Source organism: Kribbella sp. NPDC050281 (assembly GCF_040655855.1).
GTDB lineage: Bacteria > Actinomycetota > Actinomycetes > Propionibacteriales > Kribbellaceae > Kribbella.
This window is the reverse complement of sequence record NZ_JBFAKS010000038.1, coordinates 75,083-86,927: the sequence shown is the minus strand read 5'-3', so window position 1 is coordinate 86,927 and position 11,845 is coordinate 75,083. Positions and strand designations below refer to the sequence as shown.

Annotated in this window: 12 protein-coding genes; 5 read left to right on the top strand and 7 right to left on the bottom strand. The window is 68.7% G+C overall.

Translation table 11 applies throughout. From position 1 onward, the window contains the following. The first annotated feature begins 1 nt into the window (after position 1). The 3 genes from AB0I34_RS33200 to AB0I34_RS33190 all read left to right on the top strand — a co-directional run bounded on the left by AB0I34_RS33200 (position 2) and on the right by AB0I34_RS33190 (position 3,525). The gene (locus AB0I34_RS33200; protein ID WP_360452762.1) at positions 2–1,132 is read left to right on the top strand and encodes a serine hydrolase domain-containing protein; all 1,131 of its coding nucleotides are present in this window, start codon (positions 2–4) and stop codon (positions 1,130–1,132) included. A gap of 112 nt (positions 1,133–1,244) precedes the next feature. Beyond that, positions 1,245–2,555: an esterase-like activity of phytase family protein gene (locus AB0I34_RS33195; RefSeq protein WP_360452760.1), complete on the top strand. Its 1,311-nt coding sequence runs from the start codon at positions 1,245–1,247 to the stop codon at positions 2,553–2,555. A gap of 40 nt (positions 2,556–2,595) precedes the next feature. Continuing rightward, positions 2,596–3,525 (top strand): alpha/beta hydrolase, encoded by a 930-nt coding sequence (locus tag AB0I34_RS33190; RefSeq protein WP_360452758.1) that lies wholly within the window; start codon positions 2,596–2,598, stop codon positions 3,523–3,525. A 26-nt stretch (positions 3,526–3,551) separates the two neighbouring features. On the opposite strand, the gene AB0I34_RS33185 is transcribed toward AB0I34_RS33190, so the two are convergent. The 3 genes from AB0I34_RS33185 to AB0I34_RS33175 form a co-directional block, all read right to left on the bottom strand. Further along, positions 3,552–4,214 (bottom strand): DUF998 domain-containing protein, encoded by a 663-nt coding sequence (locus AB0I34_RS33185; RefSeq protein WP_360452756.1) that lies wholly within the window; start codon positions 4,212–4,214, stop codon positions 3,552–3,554. A gap of 477 nt (positions 4,215–4,691) precedes the next feature. After that, on the bottom strand, positions 4,692–5,165 hold the full coding sequence (locus AB0I34_RS33180) for a GNAT family N-acetyltransferase (RefSeq protein WP_360452754.1): 474 nt from the start codon (positions 5,163–5,165) through the stop codon (positions 4,692–4,694). Continuing rightward, positions 5,152–6,543: an MFS transporter gene (locus tag AB0I34_RS33175; protein ID WP_360452752.1), complete on the bottom strand. Its 1,392-nt coding sequence runs from the start codon at positions 6,541–6,543 to the stop codon at positions 5,152–5,154. The genes AB0I34_RS33180 and AB0I34_RS33175 overlap by 14 nt, the downstream gene beginning before the upstream one ends. Before the next feature lie 92 nt (positions 6,544–6,635). Here AB0I34_RS33175 and AB0I34_RS33170 point away from each other — a divergent pair, with 92 nt between their 5' ends. Both AB0I34_RS33170 and AB0I34_RS33165 read left to right on the top strand, forming a co-directional pair. Further along, positions 6,636–7,238, top strand: coding sequence for a TetR/AcrR family transcriptional regulator (locus tag AB0I34_RS33170; RefSeq protein ID WP_360452750.1), 603 nt, complete (start codon positions 6,636–6,638; stop codon positions 7,236–7,238). Between the two features lie 21 nt (positions 7,239–7,259). Then, positions 7,260–8,378: an aminotransferase class I/II-fold pyridoxal phosphate-dependent enzyme gene (locus AB0I34_RS33165; protein ID WP_360452748.1), complete on the top strand. Its 1,119-nt coding sequence runs from the start codon at positions 7,260–7,262 to the stop codon at positions 8,376–8,378. Here AB0I34_RS33165 and AB0I34_RS33160 read toward each other — a convergent pair whose 3' ends face one another. The 4 genes from AB0I34_RS33160 to AB0I34_RS33145 all read right to left on the bottom strand — a co-directional run bounded on the left by AB0I34_RS33160 (position 8,379) and on the right by AB0I34_RS33145 (position 11,696). After that, positions 8,379–8,741 carry a cupin domain-containing protein gene (locus AB0I34_RS33160; RefSeq protein ID WP_360452746.1) on the bottom strand — a complete coding sequence of 121 codons (363 nt, stop codon included), beginning with the start codon at positions 8,739–8,741 and terminating at the stop codon, positions 8,379–8,381. Positions 8,742–8,840: 99 nt separating this feature from the next. Next, positions 8,841–9,326, bottom strand: a complete 486-nt coding sequence (locus AB0I34_RS33155; protein WP_360452744.1) for a gamma carbonic anhydrase family protein — start codon at positions 9,324–9,326, stop codon at positions 8,841–8,843. A 46-nt stretch (positions 9,327–9,372) separates the two neighbouring features. Beyond that, the gene (locus AB0I34_RS33150) at positions 9,373–10,038 is read right to left on the bottom strand and encodes a response regulator (RefSeq protein WP_360452742.1); all 666 of its coding nucleotides are present in this window, start codon (positions 10,036–10,038) and stop codon (positions 9,373–9,375) included. Next, positions 10,035–11,696 (bottom strand): ATP-binding protein, encoded by a 1,662-nt coding sequence (locus AB0I34_RS33145; protein ID WP_360452740.1) that lies wholly within the window; start codon positions 11,694–11,696, stop codon positions 10,035–10,037. Before AB0I34_RS33145 ends, AB0I34_RS33150 begins: the two co-directional genes overlap by 4 nt. Between the last annotated feature and the right edge of the window lie 149 nt (positions 11,697–11,845).

The window sequence follows — 11,845 nt, the reverse complement described above, 5'->3', positions numbered from 1 at the left end:
CATGAACAGCGGCTGGGCAGACGAGGGTTTCGGCGCGGTCGCCGATGTGTTCGCAGACAACTTCACCGCCTTCCCGGAGCTCGGAGCCGCCGTCACCGTGTACGTCGGCGGCCGGCCCGTCGTCGAGCTGTGGGACGGCGAGGCGGCTCCTGGACGCCCGTGGGATCGCGATACCGTTGTCCCCGTTTTCTCTTGTGCCAAAGGGATCGTGAGCCTCTGCGTCCACCTGCTCGCGCAGGACGGACGACTCGACCTGGACGCACCGATCGGTCAGCACTGGCCGGGGTTCGTTGCGGAAGGCAAGGAGAAGATCACCTCGCGGATGGTGCTGGGGCACCGGGCCGGGATCCCGGTCCTGGACAAGACGCTGTCCTTCGACGAGATCGCCGCCTGGACTCCGGTGATCGAGGCGATCGAGGAGCAGAAGCCGCTCTGGGAACCGGGGACGTCGTACGAGTATCACGGCCATGTGTTCGGCTTCGTCCTCGGCGAGGTGGTACGGCGGATCACCGGGCAGCGACCAGGTGCGTACTTCCGCCAGGTCGCGGGAGATCCGCTCGGGCTGCGGGCGTGGATCGGGCTGCCCACCTCGGAACTGCCGGCACTGGCCCGGCTCGCGGAGGCTGAGGGCCGCCCGCCGATGCCGGGGCCGGAGCATCTCCTCACCCGGATCGTGACGATGAACGGCGCGCTCGTCTTCCCCGGTCTGGACGTCCCACACGGCTGGAACGATCCGGCGCTGCTCGGGATGGAGCTTCCCGGTGCCGGTGCGGTGGCGTCGGCGACCGGTCTCGCCGGGCTGTACGCCGCGGCCGTGACGGGCATCGACGGCCACGACCGCCTGCTCTCGGCGGAGACTGTGACGGATGCGGTGCGCGAGGTGTCGTCGGGCCAGGGATTCCTCGGTTTCGACGCCGGCGCGCGCTGGGGCTCGGGCTATCTGCTCGACTCCGCGAGCTTCCGGCCCATGCTGGGTGCACGCAGCTTCGGGAACGACGGCGCCGGCGGCCAGTTCGCCTTCGGCGACGACGAGTACGGCGTCGGATTCGCGTACGTCGCCAACCGCATGGTCGGTCACGGCGACGCGCGAGCCAACCGCCTCATCGCCGCCGTACGCGACTGCTTGGGTTAGGGAACTGAGAGACGTGCCCTAAGGCGCCTGCGAGGGTTCATGACGGTGTCAGCCGGTGTTCACCTGGTCCGACGAACGTCACGCTGACGTCTTGGTGGAGGGGAGCACGTACATGTCTCGTGTCATCGGCCGACTGGCTCTGGTGGGCACGTCGGTGCTGGTCACCGCGGCGCTGCTGGCGAGCGGAGCGCAAGCGACTCGCGGGCACGAGCCCAGGGTCACGGGTACGGCGACGCTCCCCGACATGTCGCTGTCGAAGTTCTCCAACGGCCTGCTGCCGCACACGGTCTCCAACGACCGCGGCGTCGACCTCGGCGGCATCGGAAGCGACATCTACCCGGCCGACCGTCCCGGCGAGTTCTGGACCGTCACCGACCGCGGTCCGAACGGTCAGATCAAGATCGACGACGTGAACCGGCGTACCTTCCCGGTCCCCGGCTTCGACCCGGCGATCGTCAAGGTGAAGGTGGACGGCCGCAAGCTCCGCGTCCTGTCGGCGATCCCGATCACCACCCGCCACGGCCAGGCGGTGACCGGTCTGTCCAACCAGGCGAGCCGGGACGAACTTCCGTACAACTTCAACGCCTCCACCGAACTGTCCTTCAACCCGAACGGGCTGGACACCGAGGGGATCGTCCGCGCGCACGACGGCACGTTCTGGCTGGTGGACGAGTACAGCCCGTCCCTGGTCCACGTCTCGAGCCGCGGCCAGGTGCTGGCGCGGTACGTGCCGACGGGCCTGAACCTGACCGGTGCCGACTACCCGGTGATCGAGGCGCTGCCGTCGATCTTCCTGACCCGCAAGATCAACCGCGGCTTCGAAGGGCTGGCTCAACTGCCGGGTGGTGATCTGGTGCTGGCGCTGCAGAGTCCGCTGCTCAACCCGAGCAAGAAGGTCGGCGAGGCTTCCCTGAACACGCGGTTGCTGCGGTTCTCCCCGCACCGGGGCAAGGTCACCGCGGAGTACGCCTACCGCTTCGACCCGGTCGGCGTCGTCGACCCGGGCGAGGACGACACGAGCCAACTGAAGATCTCCTCGGTGGTTGCCGCCGGCCCCGAAACGTTGCTGGTCCAGGAACGCACCGACAACGCGGCTCGACTGCAGCGCGTCGTACTGCGACCGTCCGCCAACATCCTGGGTACGGCGTGGGACTCGACGACCACCACGCCGTCGTACGAGGCCCTCGCTGATCCCGCGGCAGCCGGCGTACCTGTCCTGTCGAAGCAGCTCTTCCTCGACCTGAACACCGTCGCCGGTGCCCCGAAGAAGATCGAGGGCGTCGCGCTCCTGCCGCACGACACGCTCGTAGTCATCAACGACAACGACTTCGGCATGACCGACGGTGCCGAAGCTTTCGATGCCCACGGCAACCTCAATGACAGCGACATCGAAACCACCCTGGTCACTGTCAAGCTCCGTTAATCCGGCGACGGCGGTTGGGCTGATCGTGTAAACCAGGTGGATGGTTCTTCCTGCTGAAGTTGTTCCGCCGGTGCGGATCGAGGTTGGTCAGGGGCATCACCTGGCGGTGCGGCGGCGTGGAGACGGGGGTGTGCCGCTGCTGCTCATCCACGGGTTCCCATGCACGAGCCGCATCTGGTCGCACAACCTCGGTCCGCTGGCCGAGGCGGGGTTCGATGTGGTCGCGCCGGATCTGCGCGGGTACGGCGACTCCGACTTCGCGCCGGACGACTTCTACGACTTCAACGCGTTCAACACCGACCTGACCGGCCTGTTCGACCGGCTCGGCTGGGACCGCGCCGTCGTCGCCGGGCACGATCTGGGTGCGATGATCGCGATCGACCTGGCCACCCGCCACCCGGACCGGGTGGACCGCCTGGTGATCCTGGACGACTCCATGCCCGACCTCGGTGAGGGGTTCACGGCGGCGGGTCTCCCGCCGATCGACCCCAAGCCCGCCGTCTACGACTACCAGCGCCGCCAGGGCCACGAGGCCGACGCCTTGGTCGCCGAGCTGGCTACGCCCGAGCAGCGTCGGCGCTACATCGGTGAGTTCTATGGGCACCGCCTGTGGTGCCCGCCCGACGCCTTCGACGAGGACGACCTGGCCTTCCTGACCGAGCCGTACGGCGATGCGGCCCGGCTGCGGGCGTCCTTCGCCGACTACGAGGTCGCCATGGGCACTCGGCCGCTGTCGGCCCCGGAAATGATCGACCGGCCGGTCCGGCACCGCGCCCTGCTGCTGATCGGCACCGACCAGGCAACCATGCGCAACCACATCGAGGAACGGTGCGCGCTCGCCTTCCCCGAAGCAGTCGGTCCGTTCTGGGTCAAGGGCGCCGGCCACTTCATGCCCTGGGAGCGGCCAGAACTCGTCAACCGCGCCATCCGCTCCTTCTGCGGCGACCTGCTGGCAGCACTCACCCCATGAACCTGCTGGGGTGAGTGCTGCTGTGGTCAGTGGTTGTGACGGCGCTGGTCGGTGCAGACCACGGTGAGCCAGATCCAGGCGAGAGTGACTGCAAGGTCGAAGGCGATGATCGTCGGCCGGCTGCCGGCGCCTGCGCTGAGACCGGCGAACGCTCCGAAGAACAGGATGCCGGTGGCGGCGGAGAAGCGGCTGAGTGCGTGGCGTCCGACGCTGCGGAAATGCACCGCGAGCACCAGACAGGCGGCGATCAAGCCGGAGAACCCGATGCCCCCAGCAACGAAATGTCCCATGCCGCGCGAGCTGATCTCGGCGTAGTCGGCCGGCGTACCCACCGGGAAGCCGGCGGCCGGGTCCGCCTTGAAGATCGCGGCCAGCAACAGCCCCACGCCGTACGCAACGAGCAACCGCGGGCCCCAGGTGCTGCCGCGACCGGTGAGTGTACGGCGAAGTCCAACGGCGGCGCCGATCGACAGCACGCCGCTGACGACGAAGTTCAGCGTCTGGATCCAGCCCGGCCCACCGTTGGCCAGCAGACTGGCCGGGTGCCGCGTGATGTCGAACCCCTCCCGTGTGAACGCCTGCCCCAGCCACACGGCGACGTACAGCGGGCCGGCGACAATCCCGCCGGTGAGCAAGGCCCGGGTCGAGATCCGGGTGGAGGTCGAGATGGTGACGTCGTTGGTGGTCATGGTCCAGGTTCCTTCCAGCTGACTGAGGGGCTTCCTTCACCCCTGCGTCGACCGGCCTCTCCCGTTTTCGACACCCCGCCCGAAGATCTGACTGCGGCTGATCGGCCGGCGGTGTACGGATCGACAGGTAGTGCACCTGCGAGACGCCGTACACAGAACGCACCCAACGCTCAACTGCACTACCTGTCCCACCGACACCTCCTGTTCATCTGCACACCGCCACCCAACCGAGGCCGACGTGGCGCTGATGCGCAACAATGCGGAGGGACCGGGCAGTTCATGAACGACCACTGGGTCAGCGGCTCGCGCGGGTCGGGGACGCCGTCGTGTACACGGCGCGGAAGCCAGTTCGGGCTCACGTCCTTGGCCTGACCCTGTGGACACCAGTCGGTTGCCGAGGGCACCGGTAGCGCGATCGTTGCCCGCTGGCGGGTTACATTGCGCTATCGGCGACATAACCTGCCAGTGGGAGCTGATTCAGGTCCCGTCGATCAGCTTCTCGTAGGTGTCTGGGGACCAGCTGGCGGTGGTTTTGGTGTTGAGGGTGGCGCCGAGGCGTTGGTAGAAGCGGTATCCGGCTTCGTTTTCGAGGCGCAGGCCCCAGCCGATCGTGAGGCGGTCGGGGAGCGCGTGCCGGGCCAGCTCGAGCATCAGGGCCCGGCCGACGCCGGCGTCGCGGAACTGTTCGCGGACGTACAGGTCGTCGAGCGCCAACTGGTCGCCACCGACCCACAGGTAGGGCCGGCGCAGCGACGACACATAGCCGGCCACCGCCCCATCAACCTCCGCGATCAGCACGATCACCTCTGAGCGACCGAGGAAGCCGCGCCAGTCCTCAGCGCTCACGGTGACGTACGCCAACTGGTCCTGACACCCGGCCAGTTCCCGCAGCATGGTCAAGACGGTCTCGGCATCCGCGGGGATCGCGCGGCGGATCTCAGTGGACGGCATGGGCTTCTGCTCCTGCTGAAGGCTTGGCGGCCGGTACGACGGCCAACGCGAGGACTGAGGCGACGGCCGCAACGATCGCGGCGAAGGTGAAACCACGGGTGAATCCGGTCGTCACGGTGCCGGCCAGGCTGGCCGCGGCGATGCTGGACACCACCGCAACCCCGAGCGAACCCCCGAACTCATGGAAGGTGCTCAGAATCCCGGACGCGACCCCAGCCTCCCGGTAGTCGATCTGGCTGAATGTCGTGGTCGACGCGGCGACGAACGCGGCCCCGATCCCGGCGCCCCCGATCGTCGTCCCGATCACCACCATGAGTGCACCATCCCAGATCGCGGGGACAGCGATGCCGACCGCGGCGACGGCCAGCCCGATCATCGCGACCGGACGAGCACCCACCTTGCCGACCAACTGTCCGGACAGGTGCGCCCCGATGGTCGTGGCGACGGCGATCGGGAGGAACGACAGTCCGGTGCGGAGGGCGCCGTACCCCTGGTAGTGCTGAAGGTAGAACGATCCGAGGAAGAAGATCGAGATCATCAGCGCGGTCGCGACCAGGATCAGGAAGGAGCCGGCGGCAACCGGTCGGCGGGTCAGGATCCCCAGGTCCATCAGCGGCGACCGGACGACCCGCTGCAGCCAGGCGAACGCGGCGTACAGAACGACGGCACCGGCCAGGGTCAGAAGAGTGGCGGCGGACAACCAGCCCCGGTCGCCGGCGTTGATCAGCGCATAGATCGCGGTCCCCGTTCCGGCCGTGACCAGGATCGCGCCCGGCAGGTCCAACCGCCCCTGACGCTCGGCCGGCCGGTCGGCGGGCAGCATCCGGAGCAGGATCGCGAACACGACCAGACCGACCGGGACGTTGACGTAGAACACCCACTGCCAGCCCGGTCCGGCGGTCAGCAGTCCGCCGATCAGTACGCCGATCGCCGCGCCGCCGCCGCCGATCGCGGACCAGATGCCGAGCGCCCTGTTCCGCTCCTCGCCGTCGAATGTCTTGGTCACCACGGACAGCGCACTCGGTGACAGCAACGCCGCGCCGACGCCCTGCGCGATCCGGCCGCCGATCAGTAGTTCAGCACTGTTGGCCAGTCCGCTGGTCAGCGAGGCCGCGGTGAACACCAGCAGTCCGGTGAGCACCACGACGCGGGATCCGAACAGATCGGAGGCCCGGCCACCGAGCAGCATCAGGCCGCCGAACATCAGTGTGTAGGCGCTGACCACCCAGGTCAGCGTGCTGCGATCCAGACCGAGGTCGGTGCCGATGTGCGGCAGCGCGATCGCCACCACGGTCACATCCAGGATCAGCATGAACTGCGCGACGGCGAGCAGTCCAAGCATGCGCCACCGACGCGGGTCCGCTCCGGTTTCTTCCATGGTTCTCATCCTCACCAGTCAAGTCGAACACCACTGTTCGAGTTATTGCAGGTACCATAACTCGTACAGCAGTGTTCGACAAGGGAGTTCCGATGCCGGTGAAGCAGGCGGGTACGACGGGCAAGCGGGCGGACGCGCAGCGCAACATCGCGGCGATCCTGGACGCAGCCACGGAGTGTCTGGGCCGCGATCCGGCGGCCAGTACGAGTGAGATCGCCAAGGCGGCCGGTGTCGGGCGGGTCACCCTCTACGGCCATTTCCCGTCCCGAGCCGAGCTGCTCGACGCGGTGTTCGTGCACGCGATCGAGGGCGGCGAGGAGGCACTCGGCCAGGTCGACCTGAGCGGAGACCCGCGCGAGGCGCTGTCCCGGTTGATCGAGTCCAGCTGGCACCTGGTCGACCGGTACCGCTCACTCCTGATCGCTGCACAGAACACACTCCCGCCGGGCCGGGTGCGCGAGCTGCACGCCGACCCGATGGCGCGGGTCGAGAAGCTGATCGAGCGCGGCCGGAAGCAGGGCGCCTTCCGGAAGGACCTGCCGACGTCCTGGCTCGTCGGCGTCATGCACAACGTGATGCACGGCGCGGCCGACGAGATCAACGCCGGCCGTGTCACCCCCGACAAGGCCGCCGCCTACATCACCACGACCATCCTGGCCGCCTTCACCCCACCCGGCGACCGCGTCCCGAACTGACCAATTGGGTACATCCTGGGCATGCTGAAGATTGCCGAGCTGGCGGAGTTGCAGCAGCGGCGCAGTGAGAAATGGTCGGGCCACGCGCCGGGAGTGATCTCGGCGACGGTGGCGGAGATGGACTTCGACCTCGCCGAGCCGATCGCGCGGGTGCTGCACGAGGCAGTGGACCGCAGCGACCTCGGGTACGCCTTCGAGGTGCCGAAGTCGTTGCGGGAGGCCTTCACCGGCTTCGCCGACCGCCGGCTCGGATGGACCGTGGATCCGGACCGGATCACGCTGGTGCCGGATGTGATGGCCGGACTGATCGAGCTCTGTCTGGCCCTCGCACCGGGTGGGTCGGTCGGCTTCGCGACCGCCGCGTACCCGCCGTTCCTCAGCCAGATCCCACGGACCGGCCTTCGCACCGTGCTGATCCCACTGCGAGAGGACGGCTGGTTCGACCTCGATCACCTCCGCGAGGCGCTGGCCGACGGGCTCGAAGTACTGGTCCTCGCCAATCCGCACAATCCGACCGGCCGGGTGGTCCCGCACGAGGAGCTCGCGGCCATCGCAGAGCTCTGCGCGGCGTACGGCGCCTGGGTTCTGGCGGATGAAATCCATGCGCCGTTGGTGTTGCCCGGCGCGACACATGTGCCGTGGCTCGAGGTGTCCGACGCGGCCCGCGAGTACGGGATCGTGCTGACGTCCGCCTCGAAGGCGTTCAACCTGGCAGCGCTGAAGGCGGCGATGGCCGTGACCGCGTCCGACCGCGCGCAGAGCGTGGTCGATCGCCTGCCCTATACCGCTGAGCAGGCCGGACTGCTCGGAGTCGTTGCCGCCGAGGTCGCGTTCTCCGAGTGCGACGACTGGCTCGACGCCGTACTGCGGCAGCTCGACGACAACCGCGCGTACCTGCGCGAGCACCTGCCCGACGGCATGACCTGGACCCCGCCAGAGGCGACGTACCTGGCCTGGCTCGACTGCCGTGCACTCGGGCTGGACGAGGAGCCGAGCGAGTTCTTCCTCCGCCATGCGAAGGTTGCCCTCGGCCCGGGACGCGACTACGACCCGGGCGCCACCGGCTTCGTCCGCCTCAACTTCGGCACCGGCCCCGAGCTGCTGGAGACGCTCGTCGACCGGATGCGGTCCGCCTGCTGACTACTCCAGCCAGGTGGTCTCGAACGTCGGGTTGGCGTGGATGTGAACGGCCTCGTAGCCGCCCGGCCCGGTGCGGAACTTGTGCGGCGTGTTCGCCGGTACGACGAGGATCTGGCCGGCCTTGCCGACGATCTGCTCCTCGCCCACGGTGAAGGTCGCCGTACCCCGCCGGATGATGAACGTCTCGGCGTACGGATGCAGGTGCAGCCGCGGGCCGGCACCCTCCTGAGTGGTGGCTTCCAGGATCAGAGAGACACCGGCGCCACCAGGCAACTCGGTGTAGTTCTCGGTCCACTCCTCGCCGTCGTCCCGCCCGTCCGCGCGGTCGATCACCACGGCGCCGGTGTTCGCGATATCGGTCATGAGCACCCTCCCTCGGTCTGCTGCCAACCTAACCTCGCACCGGGTCCTTTCAATCCCCTTTCCGGCGTCCGAGGGGTCAGCTTTCCGGCGTCCGAGGGGTCAGCCGACCTGCTCGACCGAGGCGGCGTGGCGCTCGGCGAGGTTGTGGTAGACGGCGGCGTTGTGGTCGACGAACAGCTTGGCGGTGCCGTCCAGCGGGATGATCTTCTTCGCCGGGCTGCCGAGCGCCACCGATTCCGGTGGGATGACCGCACCCGGCGTCACGGTCGAGCCGGCCGCGACCAGCGTGCGCTCGCCGACGACCGCGCCGTCGAGCACGATCGCGCCGTTCCCGACCAGCGCCTGCTCGCCGATCGTGCAGTCGTGCACCAGACACAGATGACCGACGGTCGCGTTCGGCCCGATCTCGCAGCCGTTGCTGCCGGAGTGGATCACGGTGTTGTCCTGGATGTTCGCCCCGGCCCGGATGGTGATCGTGCCCAGGTCGGCCCGGATCACCGCGCCGTACCAGATCGACACGCCCGCCTCGACCACGACGTCGCCCACCAGGGTGGCGGTCGGCGCGATCCACGCCTCCGGATGCACGCTCGGGCTCTTTCCCTCAAATGAGAACAACGGCATACGCCGCACCCTACTTGCGCCAGTGGTAGCGACGTTCGGGACGGCCGGTCGTGCCGTAGCGGAGGGCGACCTCGACCTGGCCGCGGGTGCAGAAGAACTCGAGATAGCGGCGGGCGCTGACGCGGGAGATGCCGACCTTCTCGGCACACTCGGCGGCCGACAGGTTCTGCGCGGCGGCGCGGAGGGCCGTCGCCACCAGGGCCGCGGTCTCCTGGCTCAGACCCTTGGGCAACCGATTGACCGTCGGCCGCACCGGTCCGAGGACCCGGTCGACGTCGGCCTGGCTCGTCACCTGATCGGGCACACTCGCCCGCCGTCGCGCGTACTCCTCCAGCCGCGACCGCAGATCCTCGAAACCGAAGGGTTTCAGCAGGTAGTTGACCACTCCTTGACGCACCGCACCTCGGACGGCGTCGGCCTCGCGGGCCGCGGTGATGACCAGAATGTCGCAGTCCGGCTGCGCGGCTCGCATCCGCGCGATGAGGTCGAGGCCGAAGATGTCGGGCAGGTAGAGGTCGAGCAGCACGAGGTCAGGCTGGAGTTGTCCGATCGCGTCCAGCGCCTGCTCCCCGGAGTTCGCCGTACCGACGACCTCGAACCCGGACACCCGGTCCACGAAGCCGCGGTGGATGCGGGCGACCATGAAGTCGTCGTCGACGACCAGGACGGAGATCATCGGGCTCCTTCGGGCAGGCGCTGGACGGACATCCGCGCGATGAACGCGGCGCCGCCGTCCTCGGTGTTCGTGACCGCGACCTCGCCACCACGTCGCCGGCAGACCAGCCGTGTCATCGCCAGACCGATCCCGCGCTCACCGCCGGCCGCTGCCTTGGTGGTGAAGCCGTGCGCGAACACCTCCTGCGCCAGCTCGGGCGCCACCCCGGGACCGGAGTCGCGAACCACGATCTCGACGCTGGCGGCGTCCTGCCGCAGCTCGACCTCGACCCACGCGGGCGACAGCGGCGTACCCGACTGGGCGGCGGCGTCGATCGCGTTGTCGACCAGGTTGCCGATCACGGTAGCCACATCGGCCGACAGTTCCGGGTCGAGCCGGAGCAGCGTGGTGCGTTCGGACACGCGGAGCTCGACACGACGTTCGGCCGCGACGGAGGACTTCGCCATCAGCAGGGCGGCGACCGCGGTGTCCTGGACCCGCCGGGTCACGGTCAGGTCGAGCGACTCACGATAACGGTTGAGCGCGCCGACGTACGTGACGACCTCGTCGTACTCCCCGATCTGGATCAGCCCCGAGATCGTGTGCAACTGGTTCGCGAACTCGTGGGTCTGGGCCCGCAGCAACTCGGCGGAGCTGCGGAACGAGCCGAGCTCACGCTCCAGCTGAGCCAACTCGGTCCGGTCGCGCAGCGTGGTGACCGAACCGAGCGAGTGCCCGTCCTTGGTGACGCTCATCCGGTTCATCACCAGCACCCGCCCACGTCGTACGACGACCGCGTCGCGGGCCTCGTCACCGGAGTGCTCCCCAGCGAGCACCTCCCGGAGCCGGCCCTCGATCCCCAGCTCACGCAGGCTCCTGCCGACCGCGTTGTCCGGCAGGTCGAGCAGCCGCCGGCCGACGTCGTTCACCAGGGTCACCCGCAGGTGCGGATCCAGCGCGACGACGCCCTCGGCGAGTCCGTAGAGCATTGCCTCGCGGTGCTCGGCCAGCCCGGCGATCTCCCGCGGTTCGAGTCCGAGCGTCTGCCGCTTGATCCGGCGAGCGAGCAGCCAGGAGCCGAGCAGCCCGAGCACACACGCGATGCCCAGATAGGTGGCCAGGTACGACGATGCGCCACGGAGCCGCTGCCAGATCGACGGAGCCCGCTCACCGACCATCACCGTGCCGATCTGATCACCGAGCGTCCCGTCCGGCTCGTTGTCCGCGTTCGTTCCCTGGCTCAGCACCGGGACCTGCGAGACCAGCTCGGTCCCGTCGTCGACACCCAGTTCGCCGGACCAGCCGCGGCCTCTCGCGACGCCGGGATCACCGAGCGTCAGCGTGCTGCCGAGCGCGGACGGGTTGGTCGCGGCGATGACACGGCCCTTCGCGTCGGCGATGGTGATCGAGGTGACGCCGGACTGGGTCAGCGTGGTTTGGAGCAGAGGTGCCAGGACCTCGGCCGGCGCCGGGTGCCGGATGCCGAACCGCAGCGTCTGGTTGCCGGAGAGCTGCTCGGCCAGGGCGGTCACTCTGCGTCCCTCGACCCGGTTGAAGGTGGCCGCGGACTGGGCGAGCGAAACCGCGGCGACGGCGACCAGCACCACCACCACGATCGCCAGCTGCAGTACCAGCAGCTGACCGGCCAGGGTCGGCCGCTTGCCCAGTCTCAATGCCATGCCGCATGATCACCGCTCGAGCGCCGGCTTTGCCACCTCTCGGCCGGATTCGGCGTGTGACCACAATGAACTCAACCTCCGCTGCTGACACAAGGCAGACGGCACTCCGCGGGGAAGGTCACGATCATCGCCTGAACCCCTTGGACGTG